Source organism: Flavobacterium sp. A45 (assembly GCF_002001005.1).
Lineage (GTDB): Bacteria > Bacteroidota > Bacteroidia > Flavobacteriales > Flavobacteriaceae > Flavobacterium.
This window is the reverse complement of sequence record NZ_MUNX01000148.1, coordinates 25,454-48,233: the sequence shown is the minus strand read 5'-3', so window position 1 is coordinate 48,233 and position 22,780 is coordinate 25,454. Positions and strand designations below refer to the sequence as shown.

Annotated in this window: 17 protein-coding genes; all 17 read right to left on the bottom strand. The window is 36.7% G+C overall.

Features of this window, described 5'->3' with window-relative positions:
* Nucleotides 1-18: 18 nt before the first annotated feature.
* Nucleotides 19-648: an MCP four helix bundle domain-containing protein gene (locus tag B0E44_RS17750; RefSeq protein WP_077378499.1), complete on the bottom strand. Its 630-nt coding sequence runs from the start codon at nucleotides 646-648 to the stop codon at nucleotides 19-21.
* 193 nt (nucleotides 649-841) lie between these two features.
* Nucleotides 842-2,479 carry a beta-N-acetylhexosaminidase gene (locus B0E44_RS17745; RefSeq protein ID WP_077378496.1) on the bottom strand — a complete coding sequence of 546 codons (1,638 nt, stop codon included), beginning with the start codon at nucleotides 2,477-2,479 and terminating at the stop codon, nucleotides 842-844.
* 38 nt (nucleotides 2,480-2,517) lie between these two features.
* Nucleotides 2,518-4,446: a glucosamine-6-phosphate deaminase gene (gene nagB, locus B0E44_RS17740; RefSeq protein WP_077378494.1), complete on the bottom strand. Its 1,929-nt coding sequence runs from the start codon at nucleotides 4,444-4,446 to the stop codon at nucleotides 2,518-2,520.
* A gap of 126 nt (nucleotides 4,447-4,572) precedes the next feature.
* Nucleotides 4,573-5,400, bottom strand: coding sequence for an amidohydrolase (locus B0E44_RS17735; RefSeq protein WP_077378491.1), 828 nt, complete (start codon nucleotides 5,398-5,400; stop codon nucleotides 4,573-4,575).
* Between the two features lie 84 nt (nucleotides 5,401-5,484).
* Nucleotides 5,485-6,339 carry a fumarylacetoacetate hydrolase family protein gene (locus tag B0E44_RS17730; RefSeq protein ID WP_077378488.1) on the bottom strand — a complete coding sequence of 285 codons (855 nt, stop codon included), beginning with the start codon at nucleotides 6,337-6,339 and terminating at the stop codon, nucleotides 5,485-5,487.
* 260 nt (nucleotides 6,340-6,599) lie between these two features.
* Nucleotides 6,600-7,184, bottom strand: coding sequence for an LUD domain-containing protein (locus B0E44_RS17725; protein ID WP_077378484.1), 585 nt, complete (start codon nucleotides 7,182-7,184; stop codon nucleotides 6,600-6,602).
* 26 nt (nucleotides 7,185-7,210) lie between these two features.
* Entirely contained in the window at nucleotides 7,211-8,584 is a 1,374-nt protein-coding gene (locus B0E44_RS17720) for a lactate utilization protein B (RefSeq protein ID WP_077378481.1), read from the bottom strand.
* Nucleotides 8,585-8,629: 45 nt separating this feature from the next.
* Nucleotides 8,630-9,367 carry a (Fe-S)-binding protein gene (locus B0E44_RS17715; protein ID WP_077378478.1) on the bottom strand — a complete coding sequence of 246 codons (738 nt, stop codon included), beginning with the start codon at nucleotides 9,365-9,367 and terminating at the stop codon, nucleotides 8,630-8,632.
* 298 nt (nucleotides 9,368-9,665) lie between these two features.
* Nucleotides 9,666-11,219, bottom strand: a complete 1,554-nt coding sequence (locus tag B0E44_RS17710) for a sulfatase (protein WP_077378476.1) — start codon at nucleotides 11,217-11,219, stop codon at nucleotides 9,666-9,668.
* A 47-nt stretch (nucleotides 11,220-11,266) separates the two neighbouring features.
* On the bottom strand, nucleotides 11,267-13,492 hold the full coding sequence (locus B0E44_RS17705; protein WP_077378473.1) for an alpha-L-fucosidase: 2,226 nt from the start codon (nucleotides 13,490-13,492) through the stop codon (nucleotides 11,267-11,269).
* A 72-nt stretch (nucleotides 13,493-13,564) separates the two neighbouring features.
* The gene (locus tag B0E44_RS17700; protein ID WP_217341320.1) at nucleotides 13,565-15,004 is read right to left on the bottom strand and encodes a sulfatase; all 1,440 of its coding nucleotides are present in this window, start codon (nucleotides 15,002-15,004) and stop codon (nucleotides 13,565-13,567) included.
* 44 nt (nucleotides 15,005-15,048) lie between these two features.
* On the bottom strand, nucleotides 15,049-17,397 hold the full coding sequence (locus tag B0E44_RS17695) for a family 20 glycosylhydrolase (protein ID WP_077378467.1): 2,349 nt from the start codon (nucleotides 17,395-17,397) through the stop codon (nucleotides 15,049-15,051).
* A 2-nt stretch (nucleotides 17,398-17,399) separates the two neighbouring features.
* Entirely contained in the window at nucleotides 17,400-18,557 is a 1,158-nt protein-coding gene (locus B0E44_RS17690; protein ID WP_077378464.1) for a glycoside hydrolase family protein, read from the bottom strand.
* 54 nt (nucleotides 18,558-18,611) lie between these two features.
* On the bottom strand, nucleotides 18,612-19,382 hold the full coding sequence (locus B0E44_RS17685; protein WP_077378461.1) for an SDR family NAD(P)-dependent oxidoreductase: 771 nt from the start codon (nucleotides 19,380-19,382) through the stop codon (nucleotides 18,612-18,614).
* 25 nt (nucleotides 19,383-19,407) lie between these two features.
* Nucleotides 19,408-19,836 (bottom strand): L-rhamnose mutarotase, encoded by a 429-nt coding sequence (locus B0E44_RS17680; protein ID WP_254423317.1) that lies wholly within the window; start codon nucleotides 19,834-19,836, stop codon nucleotides 19,408-19,410.
* 19 nt (nucleotides 19,837-19,855) lie between these two features.
* Entirely contained in the window at nucleotides 19,856-21,508 is a 1,653-nt protein-coding gene (locus tag B0E44_RS17675; RefSeq protein WP_077378458.1) for a sodium:solute symporter, read from the bottom strand.
* Nucleotides 21,509-21,538: 30 nt separating this feature from the next.
* On the bottom strand, nucleotides 21,539-22,771 hold the full coding sequence (locus B0E44_RS17670; protein ID WP_077378454.1) for an enolase C-terminal domain-like protein: 1,233 nt from the start codon (nucleotides 22,769-22,771) through the stop codon (nucleotides 21,539-21,541).
* Between the last annotated feature and the right edge of the window lie 9 nt (nucleotides 22,772-22,780).

The following is a 22,780-nucleotide window of genomic DNA, read 5'->3' as shown; positions in this document are numbered from 1 at the left end:
ATGTTTTTGCAATTGCGATTAGTTCATACTTGGCGATTCAGGAATTTTGACCTTAATCTTTTTTTTCTTCACTATCAATAAATAAAGAGCGATACCTCCCAAAACTGCCAATAAAGCAATTTGAAGCTCCCCAAATATCGTATTGTCTCTGTGCACTGCATTAGAACTAGCTAGCTTGGATTTACCCTCTTTGATTTGAATTTTCGAGAGTAGTTCCAGTGCTTCCAATGCCTGATTGCTGGAATGAATTATCTGGGACCAACTGTTGTTTTGTGACTCTATTTCGATAGCAGAACAAGAAGCCAAAAACGACACAAAAGATATTTTTTCATTGGGTGTCAAAACCGTTTTTAAATACAATTTATCAATACTGTGAATGTGTTGCAAGGCAGTTGTAATGAATGCCTTTTTATTTGAATCACTGATTCCCTCTTGCAAAGCTTTGGCCTTTATGGAATGAAGATCATTGGCATAAATAAAAATATAACGAGCTACAACCAAACGGTCATTGTGGATTGCATTAATGTTTTCGTTTGCTTTTTTGGAGTTCTGAAGCGAGTTAAAATTACTCAACAAGATAACAACCATAACAATCAACAAAACAAATGCGGCTTTGGTTTTATTGCTGGAATTTTTTAAATCATTCATATCGTTATTTTTTATTATGCAACATAAGTCATTGTCTTGAATTTATTACGCTAACTAAAATGATTTATGAAAAGCATTATATTTATAAAAACAATCGGCAAAACAAAATTCAAAAAGGGCCTGACTTTTTTAATGCCAAACCCTTTTTTAACTAACAAACTTTTAAAACGATATCTTTTTTACTTATTAAGCATTATTCTTTTTCTTTAAAATAATTAGCTCCCCAGATAGTGTATCTCTTTTTCTGAGTTTCTACTTTTGCCTGGAATTCAGACCAGTTTTTATTTTCTTTTGGAGACCATAAAACTTCGCTCAAAGCACTCAAACGTGGAAAAATCATGTACTCCACTTTGGCAGGAGTTTGCATGTATTCTGTCCAGATATTTCCTTGAGCTCCCAATATATATTTGGCGTCTTGCTCATTCATTTCTTTTGGAACAGGCTCATAACTGTAAATTCTTTCCAAGTTAGTGAAGCCTCCAATAGTTACTTCTTTTTCATTTTTTGTTTGGGAGTGATCCAAATAGACGTGGCTATTTGGAGTCATTATCACTTGATGTTTTTCCTTGGCTGCCGTAATTCCACCTTTCTCTCCCCTCCAACTCATTACAATGGCATTTGGTGCCAAACCACCTTCCAGAATCTCGTCCCAGCCTATTAATGTTCTTCCTTTGCTATTAATGTATTTTTCCATTCTTTGGATAAAATAACTTTGAAGTTCATGTTCGTCTTTCAATCCTTTTTCTTTTATCATTTTTTGGCAGAACTCACTTCTTTTCCATGCATCCTTTGGAGACTCGTCTCCACCTACATGAATGTATTTTGAAGGAAATAAAGCAACCACCTCGTCAATAACATCCTGCAAAAATTTGAAAGTATATTCTGTTGGTGCATACACATCAGTAAAAACACCCCAAGTTTCCTGAACAATTTTTGTTCTTCCGTTTGCTAATTCTTGCTTGCTCTTATCGGAAATCATTTTATCGGAAAGTTGTGTTTTCTCGTCAGGAAAACAGCTCAACTGTGGATAGGCGGCAATAGCAGCACTACTGTGTCCTGGCATTTCGATTTCTGGAATTACCGTAATAAAACGATCTGAGGCATACTTCACAATATCTTTAACTTCCTCTTGCGTATAAAAACCTCCTTCTGGAGTATTATCACTTCCTGTCCCTGGGTATCTCCCAATAATAGATCCATTTCTTTTAGAACCTATCTCGGTTAGTTTAGGATATTTTTTAATTTCAATTCTCCAACCTTGATCTTCGGTTAGATGCCAATGGAAATAATTCATTTTATGCAGAGCCAAATAATCAATGTATTTTTTAACAAATGAAACTGGGAAAAAATGACGTCCAACATCCAACATAGCTCCTCTGTAAACAAAACGAGGCTCATCTTTCACATCAACTGATGCAATTTTTAAATTATTACTTTTTTCGACTGGCAATAATTGAATCAAAGTTTGCATTCCGTAGAAAGTACCAACAGGAGAATTTCCGTCAATTAAAACTCGATTTTTACCTGATTTCAAAGTGTAACCTTCGCTTTTAAGTCCAGCGATTAGCTTACCACTTGTCAACTTAATAGCATTTTTATCAGCTTTCTTAACTATTGCTAATTTAAAACCATAGTAATCCGACAAATATTTATTCAGAAAATCTGCTGTGGACTTATCCTCTTTACTAGTAACAACTAAGCTTGTTTGTGGATTAATCTGAAAACTACCGACGTTTTGGGTAACTTGTACCGGCTGGGGAATGATGTTCACTTCTTGAGCAAACGACAATGTGCTGCATAATAGAAGTGAAACGATAAGTGATCTAACCATAATTACGTTTTAATTTATTTATTACTATTGAATTTTTACTAATATTCCCATCTAACGAAAGCTTCCATAGCTGCATAAGTGGCAAGTCCAAGCTCTTTATAAAACATTGCTGTTTCGCTGTTTCTGTCTTCCGCTCTTTGCCAAAATTCCCTAGCATCCGATCCTTGGAACACAACACCGTCTTTTTGGGATTGATGTTTGAATATTCCATGTCTTTTTGCCAATACTTGATCGGGACTCATAGGCACAGCCATTTCAATCTCGTCGATTCCCCATTCCTGCCAAGCTCCTCTATACAGCCAAATCCAACAGTCATTCATAAAATCGTTTGATTTCAATCGTTTAGCGGCTTCAAAAATGGCATCCAAACACACTTTATGCGTACCATGCGGATCTGCCAAATCACCAGCGGCGTATATCTGATGCGGTTTTATCTTTTCGATAAGATTCATTGTTAACTGAATATCTTCTTCTCCCAAAGGCTTCTTTTCGATGGCTCCCGTTTCATAAAATGGAAGCTCCATAAAATGAATTTGTTCGTCTGGTAAACCTACAAAGTGACTCGTTGAACGAGCTTCCCCTTTTCTGATTAGCCCTTTTAAGTAGCGAACTTCTGGAATGTCAATTTTACTGGCTTTTTTATTTTTAAGAAACACTTCGGCTTTTTTATAAATATTCTCCGCTTCAACACTTTTTATTCCAAATTTCTCATTGTAATCACAAACAAAACTTGCAAATCGCAATGCCTCATCATCGGCCACGGCAATATTTCCCGATGTTTGGTAGGCCACGTGCACTTCATGGCCTTGCTGTTGCAATCTCATGAAAGTACCGCCCATACTGATAATATCATCATCAGGATGCGGACTGAAAATCAGGACTCTTTTTCTTGCAGGCTCGGCTCTTTCGGGTCTGTGCGAGTCATCTGCATTGGGTTTTCCTCCAGGCCATCCAGTAATAGTGTTCTGTAATTTATTGAATATTTTGATATTGATATCGTACGCAGGTCCTGAATCGGCCAATAGGTCGCTCATTCCATTCTCGATGTAATCGGCATCAGTAAGCATCAAAATTGGTTTCTTTAAATGAAGTGCCAATCCCAATACAGCTTTTCGAATTAATTTGTCGGTCCAAACCACTTTTTCAACCAGCCAAGGCGTATTAATTCTGGTTAGTTTTGAAGAAGCTTCTTTGTCCAAAACAAAAACGGCATTTTTGTGTTCCTGCAAAAAGGAAGCAGGTATTTGATTGGTCACCGTACCTTCAACTGAAGCTTTAACAATGTTTGATTTACCAACTCCCCAAGCCATTAGGATAACCTGTTTGGCTTCCATTATTTTTTTTACTCCAAGCGTGATGGCTGTTCTTGGAGTATTGCTTAACCCCTTGAAATCACTGCTTGCCGCCACTCTTGTGATATGATCCAATGCTACCAATCTTGTCTTGGAATTCTGCAAAGACCCCGACTCGTTGAATCCGATATGACCGTTACCACCAATCCCGAGTATCTGTAAATCGATTCCACCTAAAGCCTCAATTTTTGTTTCATAACCAGCACAATAATCCGCAATTTCTTCCTTTGTCAAAGTTCCGTTTGGAATATGAACATTTTCCGGTAAGATATCCACCTGATCGAACAACAATTCTTTCATGAATCGAACGTAACTGTTTATAGAATCAGGTTCCATCGGGTAATATTCATCAAGGTTGAAAGAAATCACGTTTTTGAAACTCAGTCCTTCTTCTTTATGCATACGCACTAATTCAGCATATAACCCTTTTGGGGAAGATCCTGTTGCCAGACCCAATATGCAAGACTCATTATTCTCTTGTTTTAGTTGGATAAGATTTGCTATTTCTTTTGCAACAGCAACCGAAGCCGAAGTAGAATTATCAAAAACTACGGTGTTAATATTCTCAAATCTTTTTTCAAATCCTGTTGATTTATCTATATTACTTTTTAACATTTTTTGATGTTTTTATATTAGTGTTTTTATACCGTGTTATTATTTTAGACTCTGGACTAATTCCTATACTTATCGTAAGGGAGACATTTCAATAAATTGATAATCAATAAAATACTTTATACCTTTCTACAAATTGTAGAACTCGATTGCATTTCCTCCCCAGAATTTATCTTGTTGATCCTTTGGGAATTTCGAAAAATAATGAATCAGAATTTCACAAGACTGCTCATAGGATCCGGCCAACAAACTTACCGGCCAATCGCTGCCAAAAAACATACGATTCATTCCGAAAGCCTCTGTCACTACATCAAGACAATAGGTAAAATCGGATTCTTTCCAATTAGACCAATCGGCTTCTGTAACCAAACCGGAAACTTTACAAAATACGTTCGAACAATCAGCAATTTCTCGAATTCCTTTTTCCCAAAGAGAAAAATCAGGTTGCTTAAAATCAGGTTTTGCCAAATGGTCTATCACAAAAGATTGCTTTGGAAAACGCTTTACCAATTCAACAGCATAGGGCAAATGTTTAGGTAAAATCAATAAATCATAAGTAAAATTATACTTCACCAATTTTGAAATTCCCGAACAAAAATCCTCACATAACAAAAAGTCATCTTCGGGTTCTGCCTGCACAATATGTCTAAAACCCTTCAGCTTTTTATACTGTGAAAAATATAGTAATCGATCCTCTAAATTTTCAGCTCTAAGGTCGATCCAGCCTACAACTCCTTTGATCCAATCATTCTCGGCAGCCAATTCCAATAGAAAATGAGTTTCAGCTTCGCTTTGATCTGCCTGTACTGCCACACAACCCTCTATAGAATTGTCTTGCAATAACGGAATCAAATCAGATGGTAGAAAATCCCGTTGCAATATTTTCATATCGTCATTTATCCAAGAATCTTTTACTGGATGAAATTTCCAAAAATGCTGATGACTGTCAATTTTCATAAATAACTGCAATTCAATTTTAATGAATATGAAATTCTCTTATTACAATCTTCAAATGCAAAATGCATTTTTTGCAACCAAAATTTATTTACCGTAAACCACGGCCAATTGTTTACTGGAACCTAATCCATCCATCCCTAATTCAACCACATCTCCAGCTTTGATATAAATAGGGTTAGGTTTAATTCCCAAACCAACTCCCGGAGGAGTTCCCGTACTGATTACATCACCTGGAAGCAAAGTCATAAACTGACTCAAATAATGCACTAAAAAAGGTATTTTGAAAACCAAATTGGATGTATTACTGCTTTGGAATGTCTTACCGTTAACCGTTAACCACATTCGTAAATTATTGACATCGGCAATTTCGTCTTGAGTTGCCAAAAAGGGTCCTAGTGGAGCAAATGTATCGCAGCCTTTACCTTTGGCCCATTGTCCTCCGCGTTCTATTTGAAAAGCTCTTTCGCTATAATCATTGTGTAGGCAATATCCAGCCACATAATCCAACGCATCAGCTTCTTCTACATAGCTTGCTTTTTTGCCAACCACAAAAGCCAGTTCGATCTCCCAATCCGTTTTTTCACTGTTTTTTGGTATAATAACATTATCGTTTGGCCCACACAAAGCGGTAGTCGATTTAAAGAAAATTATTGGTTCTTCCGGAATTGGAGCATTGGTTTCGTGACAATGATCAACATAGTTTAACCCAATACATATAATTTTTGAAGGTCTGGCCACAGGAGATCCTAAACGAACAGAAGCATTAACTTCTGGCAACACTGGATTGTTTTCCAAAGCCTTTTTTAATTTATCTAATCCATCATTTTCAAAAAATGCCTCATTATAATCAGCCACAATTGATGAAACGTCAAATCTTTTTTCACCGATTAAAATACCTGGTTTTTCTTTTCCAACTTCTCCAAAACGTATTAGCTTCATTTTCTTACTTTTTATATTATCTATTTAATTCTTAGTCACTTTGCTATCTTAAATTTTATTCGTCATTTTTTATTAAAACGATTTACCAATCTGCATAATTTTTTTTAAAATTATAAATAAAGATTTAGAATTCGAAAGATATAATGACAAAAAAACATTTATTAACTCAATATTATCTTTCTTTAATTATTATTTGCCCTTAGCTCTAAAAAATGTTGAGTTAAAAGAATACTTACTATTAGCTTTTGATTTACCTTTATTTATTCAACAACATAAACAGTGGCGCTTCTGGCTCCGTGCGCACCGATCACCAATGATTGCTCGATATCGGCGGTTTTGGAAGGGCCTGCTAAAAACACCCCAAATCCTTCTCCTCCAACCTCAATTTTTTCATAAGCTTGATGCAAAGTTGCCACAATACTTTTTTTCTCAATTAGCAAAACCAAATGCTGACAAATAAATGGAACAAGTCTGTGTATCATTTGACTTTCATAAATCCATACTGCACCATTTTCTGCTACCCCTACAGTTCCTTCGATATAGGCTTTATCCAATTTCTCCAATTCGGATGCTGTAAAAGAAGCAACATTTGTATCCAACTCTCCCAGAGCTTTTATTGTGTTTACTACGAAACTACCGCTCGACTTATCAGCTAATAATTGCTCCTTCAAGACGGATACATCCGAAATCAATTGTACTTTTCCTCCAATGCTTTCCAATACAGTTTTAAATTGTGCAAATAAATCCTCATATCGAATAACAGAAGCTATATCTACTATAGGAAGCGGAATCAATTCAGGCTGATTCTTCGCTATGGCATTCAAAATATTTTCCTTTGCACTCATACTTTTTTGGTGTGTGGTGTTCTATTTTATTTTTTGGTTTTCCCGTTTTTTAAATACCAATCTCGAAATGATTCTTTAGGAGCTTCAGGCATTTCTCTTTGTTTGAACCAAACATTTAATTTATTGCTGACTATGAAAGGAAATAGATGCATAAGCACTCTTCCCATTTTTCCTGCAAAACGATACAGTTTTGGGTTCGACAATACTAAATTCATTCCTTTCATGCCTATTTTTTTACTGGTTGCTACATAACCTTCGGCAACAACCACTTGTCTCCATTTCCATAACTGCTCATGAATATTGATTTTAACTGGACAAACATTGGTACAACTGCCACATAAAGTCGATGCAAATGGTAAATCGGCATTGGCTTTCATATCCAAATTTGGATTCAATATAGAACCGATAGGTCCAGCTACTGCAGTATGGTAACTGTGTCCGCCACTACGACGGTACACTGGACAAGTATTGAAACAAGCAGCACATCGAATACATTTTAAGGAATTCCTAAAATCTTCGCGACCCAATTGTCGGCTGCGTCCATTATCAAGGATTACAACATGCATTTCCAGACCCGTTCTTGGTTTGTGAAAATGACTGGAATAGGTAGTAATTGGCTGTCCTGTGGCACTTCTGGCCAATAATCTTAAAAAAACAGACAGATGTTCTGCTTTGGGAATAAGTTTTTCAAATCCCATACAGGCGATGTGTACTGGAGCGGTATGAGCCCCCATATCCGCATTTCCTTCATTGGTACAAACAACAAAACCTCCTGTTTCGGCGATAGCAAAATTAACTCCGGTAATCGCTAACTCAGACTCTACGAATTTATTACGCAAATGCTGTCTTGCGGCTTCGGTTAAATATTGCGGATCGTTATTTCCTTTTTCGGTTTGTAGATGTTCGTGAAAAGTGGCGCTTACATCTTCCTTTTTTAAGTGAATAGCAGGCAATACAATGTGGCTCGGTGGTTCTTTTCTGAATTGGACAATACGTTCGCCCAAATCCGTATCAACTACCTCAATACCATTATGCTGTAAATATTCATTTAGATGACATTCTTCTGTAAGCATACTTTTGCTTTTCACAATTTTTTGAATATTGTGCTTCTGAATGATTTCATGAATGATTTTATTGTGCTCCTCACCATTAGCTGCCCAATGTATTTTTATCCCATTGGCAGTGGCTTTTTCTTCAAACTCTTTCAAATAGTTGGAAAGATTGGAGAGTGTATGATTTTTTATCTGTGAACCCCATTCTCTTAGTTGTTCCCATTCCGGTAAACCGTGGGCAGCCTTATCCCGTTTTTCACGAACAAACCATAGGGTTTCATCATGCCAATCGGTTCTGGGCTCGTCTGATATAAATTTTTCCGCTAATGCAGCATGTTTTGCCGTCATACTTTTTAAATTTATTTTTTAATCTTTTCTAAAGACTAATTGTTTTTATAACAAGCTATTCAATATTTCGGCAATATGAATGGTTTTTGTTTTACTTCCTTGTCGTTTTAATATACCTTCCATATGCATCAGGCAACTAGTATCACCACCGGTAATGTAATCCACCTCATTGACTTCATGTTCGCTTATTCGGTCTTTCCCCATTTTCACGCTTACAGCTTCCTCAAACACACAAAATGTTCCTCCAAAACCACAACATTCATCGTTGCGCTTGGGTTTTCTAAGCTCTATACCTTTAACTAAATTTAATAATTGTTCGGGTTTGGAAAACTTGGGTAACATTCTTTCAGTCATCGAAGAAAGATGAAGCCCTCGCTGACCATGGCAACTGTTGTGTAACCCAACTTTAAAAGGAAAACTGGAGTTAAGACTTTCGACTTTCAAAATATCGGTTAAAAATTCGGTGAGTTCATAAACTGTATTGCGAATTTGCAACGCTTCCCCAGGATATTTGTCATCGTGTAAATGCTCTTTTATATGCAAAACGCAACTACCAGAAGGAGCAACTATATAATCAAATCCTGAAAAATTTTTAACAAAATTAGCATCACATCCTTTACTCAAACTTGCAAAACCGCTATTGGCCATTGGTTGTCCACAGCAGGTTTGCTCCAAAGGAAAAGTAACATCACAACCTAGTTTTTCCAATAGCTGCAAAGTGGCAATACCCACATTTGGGTAAAACTGGTCGATATAGCACGGTATGAATAAAGCAACCTTCATTTCTGTTGTTATTTAATTTTTAGACTTTTAGCGATATTTTCAATTCAGAATACAAAGCAATTGCTCCTTCTACATAAATCAGTTATCACCTACTATTTTAAAATCCTAAAGATACGATAGCTAAAACATACTTATTAACTCAATCTTATCTTTATCTAATTATTATTTGTCTTCTATTCAAAATAAACTTGCAGAACAAAAATCAACCAGATCCATTAATTTTAGAAGAACTTGCAATAAATATTCTATCAGTATACTATGATGATTATTCTAAATTATAAACTGAATTTATAATTTATCAATTTTTAAAAGTATTAGAATTTACTGAAAGTAATTTTTTGGCATCCTGATCATCATATTGATGAACCAGTTTGTTAAGCTCCATTTTCATATCAGCTGTGATTTTTTCATATCCTTTTTTTCCATACAAATTGTTCATTTCATGGGTATCATTTTTCAAATCATAAAGTTCCCACGAACTTACTCTCTCATAAAAACGAACTAATTTGTAACGCTTGGTTCTTACTCCAAAATGAGGAGATACCGAATGCTCACCGTTTTCATAATAATGATAGTAAATAGCATCGCGTCCCTTGGCTTTCTTGTCTTTCAGTAGTGGCAATATTGATTCACCCTGTTCGTCTTTTGGTTTGGCAACACCTGCTGCATCCAGCAAAGTTGGGGCAATATCCAGATTCATCACTAAATCATTGGATTTCGTTCCTTTTTTTACAACTCCTGGGTAACGCATAACCATTGGTGTTCTGAAAGATTCTTCGTAAATAAAACGCTTATCAAACCAACCGTGTTCTCCCATATAAAACCCTTGATCCGAAAGATAAATCACAATTGTATTTTCTGCTAAATTATTTTTATCCAAATAATCTAAAGTGCGACCTATATTACGATCCAAAGAAAGAGATGTACTCAGATAATCTTTCATGTATCTCTGGAATTTCCATTCGGTCAATTCCTTTCCTGTTAAATTTTTGGCTTTAAAATCAGTCGCAATTTTACCATAATAATCATCGAATTTTTTACGTTGTTCCGGATTCATTCTTGAAATGGCAGCTTCGCGATTCGCTTCTTCTACAGAATTGAACATTTTAAGGTCATAACCCATTCTCATCGTTTTTTCAATACTCATATCCTGTACCTTGGCGGCCTCACGATTCTTGTAGTCATCATAAAAAGTTGATGGCAAAGGAAAAGTACCATTGTCAAATTTACCCATATCCTGAGTATCTGGAATCCAGACACGATGTGTTGCTTTATGGCCTATTACCAAACAGAACGGTTTACTCTTATCACGATTGTTCAACCAATCTTCTGATACATCTTCGATAACATCAGACACATAGCCCTCTCTTTTTTTATCGCCAGCTTTTGTATGGAAATCTGGATTGTAATATTGCCCTTGACCTGGTAATATTTCCCAATAATTAAATCCCTGAGGATCGGTCTCCAAATGCCATTTTCCAATCCAAGCCGTTTGGTAGCCGGAAGCCTGTAATTGTTTTGCAAAAGAATCCTGGCTTCCGTCAAAACGGAAATTGGTATTGTCTTTGAATCCGTTTTTATGACTGTATTTTCCGGTTAGTATTACTGCACGACTTGGTCCGCATATCGAATTGGTTACATAGGCATTATTGAACAAAACGCCTTCTTTGGCCAACCTATCTATGTTTGGCGTAGCCTTATAGTTGGCCCCATAGGCTCCGATTGCCTGATAAGCGTGGTCATCTGAAATTATGATAACAATGTTGGGCTGTTTTTTAGTTCCTTGACCAAAAGTCAGCAATGACATAAACATCGAAAAAAAAGCGCAAAGCAAATGTGTGTTTTTCCTCATTTTAATATCTATTAATTATTAAGTAATTTGTTTTTTTTAAGCTTCCACTATTCTAATATCCCAATTTCAGCAATAGTTGCAGATCCTTTTCCTCCTGCAATTACGATTGGCACTATTTTTATATAACGGGTTTTTAAAGGTATTTTAAAATAAAATTTTCGCTGTGTTGGATCGTTAATCAAGTTACCAAAATTGAACTCTTCGACCACCTTCCAACTTTTACCATCATCACTTATTTCAAACCTCCCTTTCTCAATCATTCCTTCAGAATTTTGCAGCTGTGGCGTGTAGGCAAATCCTTTAAATTCATATACTTTTCCTAAATCAAGAGCCAGCGATTGTGTATTTCCTACTTTGGATTGCCAATAAGTCTTCTGATTTTCATCAAAAGCCATCTTTATTAGATTTTTGGATACTTGACTTTCAGTCCCTAAAGGCAACCAATCTTTCTTGATGATTCCAAATAATTCAACAGCAATACTACCTTTTTTATTACCCCTAAAAGCAATGGCTTTAACTTTTCCGGCTTTCAATAGAAATGGTTTTGTATAAAGTGTGGAACTTAATGTTGGATCACTTCCATCAAGCGTATAACGAATTTCCATATCACTTTTTCCTGTATTTAAAACATCTGCTCCATGAGGTTTCCATCTAAACTCTCCTTTTTTGGGTTCAATGGTAACTTTACCTTCAATATCTCTGCTAAAATCCAGTTGTGGTGGACGCATTTCATAATAATGAGCCGAAACATTTGCTATTGCGGGTTGCAAACGTGAACCAAGAATCCTGATTCTAAATTTCGTAGTCGTTATTGTAGGGAAACGCAAAATACGTTTAAAACCTACATTTGTAGCTTTGGCAACTTCCTGCCATTTATCACCAAGCCAGACATCAATGGCATGTTCTTCAATCCTTTCAGAATGTGTGCTCACCGCTTCCTGAATAACAAACCGATTAGTTTTGATTGCTTTTGGGGTTGTAATTACCAACGTATTATCCTTCAAATTAACCAACTCATAACTCAAAAGATCATTATCAAGTATATTTTTAGCTCCTTTGGCACCAATCAATAAATTTTTATCATATGTCTCCGCGATGCGATTCCCTACTTCTTTCAGGACTTTTACATCGGTAAGCGAAAATCTACCATCTCTATTTGGTGGAATGTTTAATAAGAATATTGAATTTCCTCCTACTGATCGTTCATAAATATCAAAAACATCATCGGCACTTCGCACTTTTTGATTTTTTTCGTCTCTATAAAACCATCCTTCACGAATGGAGGTATCCACTTCAGCCGGAATATAGTGGAGATATTTCGCTTTATAAATATCTTCTCTGCTTCCCATTGAAGGAGCTGTTAAACCTGATCCCAAATTTACGCTGCTGGGCTCACCCGGATAAGGGATGACGTTCCATTCGCTAACCCTGGTTTTTCCGGCTTCATTGCCTACCCAACGTAAATCTTCTTGACCAAAAATAACTGCTTTTGGAGCCAAGGCTCGCATCACTTCTTTCCAGGCTGCCCTGTCATAGGTTTGACCTCCCTTACTCTTAGGAGTTGCACCGTCAAGCCAAATTTCGTCAATAGGGCCATATTCTGTAAGCAATTCAAATAATTGATTGAGATAGTATTCATTATAATCATCAACGACGAACTTAAAAGTCTTTTTATTATCGAATGGACGACTAGCAACCGGACGAGGAATAATGCGCTCCGTTTTTGAACTTAAATTACCATATACCCCTTTTGGATTTTCAATTTGGTATAAATCCGCCGGCGAAAGATAGATTCCCAGTTTCAATCCATATTTACGGCAAGAAATTGACAACTCTCTAATCACATCTCCTTTTCCTTTTTGGTATGGTGAAGACATTATTCCGTGATCGGTATAACGACTTTGCCACAAACAATAGCCATCATGATGTTTTGCCACCATAACTACTCCTTTCATTCCTCCTTCCTTAATGCTCTTGCACCATTGGTCGGTATCTAAATTTTGAATATTGAAAACATTAGGATTTTCCATCCCAGTTCCCCACTCCGAATTTGTAAACGTATTAGGACCGAAGTGAATCATCGCCATATATCCTCTTTTCAGAGCATCAAACTGGTTGGATGTTGGAACTATATGAGCCGCTTTGACCACTATTGAATCCTTGGTGTCTGTTTCGGAAATTTTCATCGTATTGGCAACTTCAATAGCTAACTTATCAGCATTAAAGGCACAAAACAAAAGAACTATTGCAAAAACAGAAAAAGTCGTTTTCATTTTTTTAAATTGTATTATAACAAGCAACTATTTTTTATTCAAAACCTTTTTTTAAAAGAATAATTCGGGCTCTTATTGCATTTTGGCAGGCTGACGATTGTTTTTTCCTATGCGTTTGGTAAGCGCATCTCCCATATCCTCTCTAGCCAATTCTGCATATTTCATAATTTCTTCCACCACTTCAGGATACTGACTTTGTACGTCTTGTATCGTTCCAGGATCGTGGATAAGGTCATATAATGCCATTGGTACATTTACATGAGGCACTTTTCCGGGAGTTCCGTCTTTTCCCGGCAGAGCCTGACTATATGCCTGTGAGTTATGTGGCAGTACTAACTCCCATGTTTTGTATCGTATCACTTTTAAATTGTTGAGATCATAATACACATAAAACAAATCTCTAGGGGATTTATTGGTTTTACCTGTTAATAAAGGTAAAAAATCAAGACCGTCAATTTTCTCTTTTGGCAAATGTGCCTTTGTTGCAGCAACAATTGTTGGCAAAATATCCATGTTGGTCATCAACTGATTGGATACCGATCCCGGAGCAATCTTTCCTGGCCAGCTAATATAACATGGCACTCTCGTTCCCCCATCCCAGGCGGTTCCTTTTCCTTCTCTTAAACCTCCAGTGGATCCTCCATGATTTCCGTAAGAAAGCCAAGGGCCATTGTCACTGGTTACGATTAGCAACGTATTTTTATCGATTCCGTTCTTTTTCAGAGTTTTCATTATTTCTCCGATTGACCAGTCAATTTCACTAATGACATCTCCATATAGTCCTGCGCCCGACTTCCCTTTAAATTTAGAAGAAACAGCCAACGGCACATGTGGCAAAGGATGAGCCAAATACAAGAAGAAAGGCTTATTCTTGTTTTTAGTTATAAACTGTTCTGCTTTTTCGGTAAGTGTTGTTGTAAGCTGCGAAGCTTCCTCTAAAGTAGGTATAGTTCCCACTTGTGTATCACCTTCATAAATCGGAAGTACTGGGCAATTGCCTCGCCAATCATTTGGTGTGCCTTTCGGAACCGGATTCCCTTTATAATCCACTGGCCAGTAGTCGTGTGAATACGGAATACCGTAAAAAGTATCAAAACCATAATGAGTTGGAAGAAAAGGTGCTTTTGATCCTAAATGCCATTTTCCTAACATTCCTGTTACATACCCCTCATTTTTCAATACCGAAGCTATTGTCTCTTCTTTTGGATTCAATGCCGTTTTGTCCCAAGGTGCCAACGCAAATCCTACACCAAGTCTGGTAGGATAACATCCTGTTAATAAAGCTGCTCTCGAAGCTGTACAAACCGCTTGAGCTGCATAAAAATGTGTAAAACGCATTCCCTCATTAGCCAATTTATCAAAGTTTGGCGTTTCATATCCTACACTCCCGTATGGTTTTGTATCGGCATAACCCATATCATCCATTAAAATGACAATTACATTGGGTTTATTATTGCTAGCTTTCACTTTTTGGGCATGAATCGTCATCATTCCCAAAAAGGCAATTAACATAAAAACAATCTTTTTATTAAATCGAATCATATCTATTTCAAAATTTAATTAATCAAAATTTCATCGGCAAAAAGCCAAGGCTTTTGCTTTTCTTCTGTATGACCTGTTGGTGTATCCCCTAAATTTTTGGCTGTAACACGCACTATTTTAATTTTCTGCTGTGGCATTTCAACTTTAAATTCTTTCAAGACAACTTCTTTATCGGTCGGAGCGACTGTATTTTCAATCGTTTTTATTTCTTTGAAATTAACTCCATCCTCCGATACTTCAAATTTCACCCACTGTGGTAAAAATACCCACTTTGCCCAATTTTGGATGCAACCCAATGAAATAGTGTTCGCCATAATTCCGTTACCCAAATCAACTGTCGCCACTATGTCGTTCCCTTGAAAACCGTGCCAGTTTTTGGTAATATCTTTTGTCCCTTTAATTCCGTCAATCAGAGCATTTTCTCCACTAGCTTTATATGAACTGCTGTATTTTTTTTCATATTTTACTGTTTTTCCTAAAGCCTTATTATAAACAAAAGATTGCTCAGCAGGTTTTAGAGTCATCACTTTACCGTCCAAAACTGTAATAGCCTTGATTGTAATTGATTTGTCTATAGCAATTGGTTTCGCATATTTCAGGCTAACAGTTGTAGGAACAGTTCCGTCCGTAGTGTAATAAATCACTGTATCTGGATTTTCGGTCTCAAGCATTATAGATAAAACATTGTCTACTATGGCTGTCTTTATTTCTGTTCTAAAATCTCCTCTTGAATATTTCAATCCCTTTTTCTCAAAACTTTTGAAATGCGGATTCAAACGCTGTCTAAAATCTTTCCAATCACGTTTGTCTTTTGGAGACCATAACGCTTCTGATAAAGCAAGCAGACGAGGAAGTGTCATATATTGCAAATGTTGGTAGGTCGGAATATATTCTGTCCAAAAATTCCCTTGGGAGCCCAAAACGTATTTTGCTTGATCTGCGCTTAACTCAGCAGGAATAGGTTCATAGGCATACACTTTTTTCAAGGTATTAACACCCCATCCTCCGATAGGCTCCGTTTCTGGATCTCCTTGAGGACGGTTCAAATAAACAGGATCTCCAGGTGTCATAATCACATTGTGATTTAATTTTGCCGCTTCGATTCCTCCTTTTTCACCTCTCCAACTCATCACGGTAGCATTTGGTGCCAAACCGCCTTCTAAAATTTCATCCCAACCAATTATGGATTTACCTTTTGAGTTAATGTATTTCTCCATTCGGGTGATGAAATAACTTTGCAATCCGTGTTCGTCCTTTAAACCTTTTTCCTTGATTAAATTCTGGCAAAATTCACTTCTTTTCCACGCATCCTTAGGGCATTCGTCACCTCCAATATGAATATATTTCGAAGGAAATAAAGGTAAAATCTCATCAATTACATCTTCCAAAAACTTAAAAGTATATTCCGTAGGAGCATAAACATCCTCAAAAACACCCCAGGTTTCCTGAACAAATTTGATTCTGCCTTCTGAAAGTTCTTTTCTGGATTTCAATGAAAAAATAGTGTCCCTAAATTTAGTCCTTTCCTTAGGAAAACAACTCAATTCCGGATAAGCCGCTATGGCAGCACTACTATGACCTGGCATTTCTATTTCAGGAATAATGGTTATTGCTCTGTCCGAGGCATATTTAACCAATTCTTTCACCTGCTCTTGTGTATAAAAACCTCCAACGGGTGTATTTGTATTTCCTTTACCGGGATATCTCCCAATAATAGTTCCATTTCGTACAGAACCAATCTCTGTCAATCTAGGATATTTTTTAATCTCAATTCTCCAACCTTGATCTTCAGTCAAATGCCAATGAAGTACATTCATTTTATAAGTTGCCATCAAATCGAGGTATTCTTTCATCATGTCCACGGTCAAAAAATAACGGCAAACATCAAGCATCACCCCTCTCCATTGAAAACGTGGATAATCTTTTACCTCCATAGCAGGAATCTGAACCAAATCATTTCCTTTAGCCAAAAGCAAGGTTTGAACCAATGACTGCATCCCGTAAAACAATCCTTTTGAACTGTTTGCTTTAACGACAACAGCTTCTGGAGAAACGTTTATGGTATAGCCCTCATCACCCAATTCATTGTTTTTTTCAATCAAAAAACTGATTTTTTTAGCACTCTTACCGGCAGTATTTTTGATTTTAACCTTGGAAACATTATTTACATAATTTTCAAAAAACAATGCTACTTTTTGTACTTCTTTATTGGAAGTTGAAGCTTCAATAGTTGTCTTGGCATCTATGACAAAACTTCCTTTGTTTATTTTTAAACTTAAAGGTTGTGGTATAATATTCACTGATTGTTGCGCCTGAATAAGTAGGGTAAACAACAATCCAATAACAAGAACTCCTTTCTTCATTTCTATTTTTTATTTTCATTCAATTTAAAACAAACCACAAAAGAATTATATTCTGATGTTGGATGCTCCCCTCCTTTTGAAGGTTCTTTTATTGTTGCAGCCGCAAATAATGCAGCAGGTTGTCCTTTTTCATCCATATAAACAAAAGGACGTTCCAAGTGTGACAATTCAATATTTCCGTCTTTGGTTTTTAGCTCACGCATTGAAATCAAAGGATTTTTGGCTCCTTGCCAATTCACTCCATCTTCCGATGTAATAAGTGCCAATGCGCCAAACTGTGGTACTAATTTTTTACTGTTGGAATAATATTTAACAGCAGCATAATATCTTTTTCTTTTTTTGTCGAACCACATACACGGATCTTCACAGGCCATATCCGCATTGGTAAACACATCACTCATGATGGTAAATTTCCCATCTGGCTTATCGCTTACAGCCATCCAAAAAGTCATATTCCCCACATTGGGTTTACGTGATTTAAACATCATGTAATACCTACCGTCATGACCTTGGGTAACAGTTGGATTTGTTGCCACTTCAAATGTCTTCACATTATCTGGCTGCATTAACGGATCTTTGGGTTTAATATATTTTCCCTTGATAAAATCCGATATACGATTTGCCTTAATAACACCAATCTTTTGTGTACAATTGTATTTTAGCCAATGCGCCCAATCCTTAGTTTTCTTGGTATCATTCTCAAACAGAGTTGGATCATACGAATTTGAGATATAATACAAGTAATATGTATTCTTGAATTTTCGAACTTGCGGATTATGGAAAGTAAATTTATCCCAGTCGCTACTGTTCGGGCCTTTGGATTTCAATACGGTAGTCACATATTTATAGGGGCCATCAATTTTATCGGCTACCGCCAATGCTATCTCAGAATACTTGCACCATCCACTGAACCCATTAAAAATATAATTCATAGGGTCATCGGTTTCAATTCTGTTTCCGTGCAACCAACGGGAATAAAACATATAATATTTAGCGTCTTCCCCTTTCACAACACTGCTGCACCAAGTATAATAATCCGGAGACGAAAAAAATTCCGAGCTATCTACCTGTCCAATTAATTTTTGAAAATCCAAATCATCTTGGGCAGATACGACACAATGCATCAAAAAGAATGCTATAATAAATTTTAGATTTCTCATACTATCTTTAATTATTAAAACTTATTTGTCAAACTGACCAAATTCTTGAATGTGTTACTCAAATCGTCTATATCCCAACTCTGCACCTCCGCTTACTGGCATAATATTACCAGTAATAAATCTGGCTTTATCAGAAACAATAAACACACAGGCGTCTCCAATAACATCACCTTCTGGACAATAGCCCAAAACATGAATATCGTCCAGATATTTTTCTATTTTAGCTGCATCCTTTTGTTCACTTCCCCATTCTCGTAACATAGGTGTCCAAACTCCTGCTGGTGCTACTGCGTTAACCCTTATTTTATATTTTGCATAATCAAGAGCCATCGATTTTGTAAGCGAATTCAACGCACCTTTTGTAGCAGTATAAACGGCATGGTTCTCTTGCCCAATTTCTCCAACGATACTACTGGTGTTTAATATACATCCTTGTGTTTGTTTTAAAGCTTCCAAACCAAATCGAGTGGTAAAAAAAACACCTTTAAGATTCACATCAAAAAGTTTATTCCATTCGTATTCATCAGTTTCATCCAAAGGTTTTGAGGGGCTAGCAATACCCGCATTATTGTGAATAACATCAATCTTACCATATTGATTCAAAGTATGTTGAATCGCATTTTCCACATCAGAAGAATTGGAAACATCTCCCAAAAAAGAACCATGCCCATCCCCCAATATTTTCATTGATTCAACCAAGGAAGTCTCATCATTGGCCATAATCACAACTTTGGCGCCTGCTTCGGCATATTTTTTGGCACATTCCAAACCAATTCCCATTGATCCTCCTGTAAGAAATATAATCTTATTTGCTAGTAGTTGCATAAGAAAGTTAATGTTTTAAAACTTTTTAATTAGTGTGGAATACTTCTTCCATGTTGGTCCATACTTGTTTTTTACTCGCTGCTTCCGGCAAAGGATTTTGTGTTGGATCAGTCTCTTTCCACCAGCGTTTCGTAATCCTATCGGCAGCCATTTTTTTCATGTCTTTATCAAAATCAACACCGGTATATTCAAAATAACTGAACAAATAATGCTTATTTTCAATCTTTTGAAGGTATATCGAGTAATTTCGAATGTTACATTCCTTTAATTTTTTAAGAACACCTGGCCATGCTTTTGCGTGCAGTTTCTTATAATATTCTATTTTATCTGACTTTATTCCGGTGATACTTCCCACACGTTTAATTGCCTGAGCTGATTCTTCCTTATTCACTTCCTGACAACTGATCAAAGCCAGAAGGAACATTATCATTATGGCACTATTTATTTTTTTCATACTGCTTCTATTTTTTTCACTATCTAAAAATCCAAAATAATCCAGCCATCAAAAGCAGTAATAATGCCGAAAGTGTTTTATAATTTCCAATTCCACTCCAGCCTGGACTTTGCAAAGGTTCCATAAAGGATTTCCAATATAGTTTTTCGCTTTGCTTGGTATGCTGAACCGGATACACATAAGAGAAAATAACCTGCATAACGAAACAAGCCATAAAGAGATAAAAAGCCATCATCATAAAAGGAACCTGAGCTATAGAAGTCTCCACAAATATTTTATTTACAGTGAACACAATCGCTCCCAATGCCGATCCAATCCAAAGTGTCAATTTCGCAGATTGGGCTGATGCTTTTTTCCAAAATACTCCCAAAAGGAATACGCAGGTAATCGGTGGAGCTATATGAGCAATAATATCATTCAATCCATTGAAAATACTTTCATACCTGTTAAGCAAAGGCAATAGCATCAAAGAGAAAACCAATGCAACAGCCGCAGCTATTTTACCAACGCGAACCAATTTTAAATCGCTTGTATTTGGTCGATAGCGTTTGTAGATATCGTAGCCAAACATCGTTGAAATCGAATTTAAGGCTCCAGAAACCTGGCTCATCAAGCCCGACAACAATGCCGCCACCAAAATACCAACCAATCCTGTAGGCAATAATTGTGTAATCATCAAGGTATAAATTCCTTTACTGTTTACTATTGTTTTTCCAGTTGCATCAATGGATTGCAAAGCACTGATATCCAATTTCCCGGATTGTGCCAAAGTATAGGCAAATAAGCCCGGAAGAATGAAAATAAAAACAGGCAATATTTTGATAAACCCACAAAACAAAGGTCCAACTCTCGCATGATTTTCATCCTTTGCGCCTAATACTCGCTGAACAATTGTCTGATCGGCACACCAATACCATATTCCAAGTACAGGATAACCCAACATTACGGCATACCAAGGCATTCCGCTGGCATCTCCATGAGGACGAAGCATAGACAATTTATCCATTTCGTTTGTGGATTGCAATACATCGACCATAGGCTGCCAACCTCCCATTTTGAAATAGGCCGCAAAACTTATAATTGTGGCACCCGTTATCAGCACTACCGTTTGAATGGACTCCGTCACAACAACGGCTTTCAGACCTCCAACAATTGTATATATAGCCGTAATTACAGAAATCACTATGACGCTTGTGTATAAATCAACGCCAAATAAAGTTTTTAAAACTATACCTCCAGCAAGCATCGAAAATGCAATATGAATGATAATAGCCGATACTATTGAAACAATGACCAGCCAGTCACGGCTGGAACGGTCGTATCTTCTCTCCAGAAAATCAGGCAATGTAGCTACCCCCGATTTTATGTAAAAAGGAGTAAAAAACAAAGCCAACAATATCAATGTGAAAGCGGCCATCCATTCGAAGTTACCATTCAGCAACCCAGAATCAAAACCACTTTGGGCAAGACTCACCAAATGCACCGTAGATATATTTGTGGCAAACAAAGCCAAACCAATCGATGGCCATTTTAACGATTTTCCCGCAAGAAAATATTCTTTGGCTGCATTTTCTTTGCTCTTTCTTTTATGGTGTATTCCGTATGACAATCCAATAATTAGGATTCCTATAACGTAACAAACACTGATAACAAGATCTGTGGTTTCTATCATTGATTATCTGATTTAGATTTTAGTTTTCTTTTACTTTGAAAATTCTTTTAAATCACAACTGCTTCCCGGCTCCATTGGAGTTTTATACACCCCGCCTCTAATATCAACAGGGTTCACAAAATGTTTTTGAAGATGTGGAATATGCTCTAGGAATAAAGCTTCGTGCCCCATAGAAATATGGTTAAACAACACCAAATGTTGGTGTAATTGTCCCATATCACCTACGTGAGGAACTACCGGAATTCCATATTTTTTGCACAATAAACTTACTGAAATAAATTCACTTACCCCACCTACTCTTACGGCATCCACCTGCATGAATCCAGCACTTTTGGTCTGAAGGTAATTTTTAAAAATAATACGGTTGGGTACGTGTTCTCCCAACGCCAATTTTGTTGGTGCAATCGCTTCTGCCAAAACTTTATGTGCTAGCACATCGTCAGGATGCGTTGGTTCTTCTATCCAATACGGATTCATTGACAAAAATTGAGGACAAATTTCCAATGCCTGCGGCAATGTCCATTGTTGGTTGGCATCCAACATAATTGTAGCAGCATCACCCGCAGCATCCCTTACAATGTGTGAACGACGAATATCACGTTCAAATTCTTTGGATCCTACTTTCAATTTCATGGCAGTAAATCCTTCGGCCATTGCCTTATGAACATTTTCACTTACTTTCTCATCACTGTAATTAAACCAACCAATAGAAGTATCGTAACCTGGGTATCCTTTATCGATAATCTTTGTACGCTCTTCTTTTCCGACAACATTCGATTTCAGCAATTCGATTGCTTGATCTCTGGTCATTTCATCTTCCAAATAAGACAAATCCAAAGTGTTTACAATCTCCTCCGGTTTCAAATCGATTAACAACTTCCAAAGCGGCACTCCTCTTTTCTTTGCCCATAAATCATAACACGCATTTGTTACCGAAGCCAATCCTAAATGAGCTACTCCTTTATGAGGACCGAGCCAACGAAACTGTTGTTCATTAGAAAGTTCATTAAACACACTTCCGAAATTAGACATCAATTCTTCTATATCTCTTCCTTTTAATTGCTCTGCAAAAAATTGTGCTGCTTTACAAACCAAATCATTTCCCTCACCTAACGTAAAAGCAAATCCAGTTCCTGTATGCCCGCTATCATCATACAAATGTGTTACAGCATAAGAATAGATTGGATTTCTGTGAATGGCATCACTTCCCGCTCCACTTCCTAAAGGATAGCGAGCATCAGCTGTTGAAGTATTGAAAATCATTTAAAATTC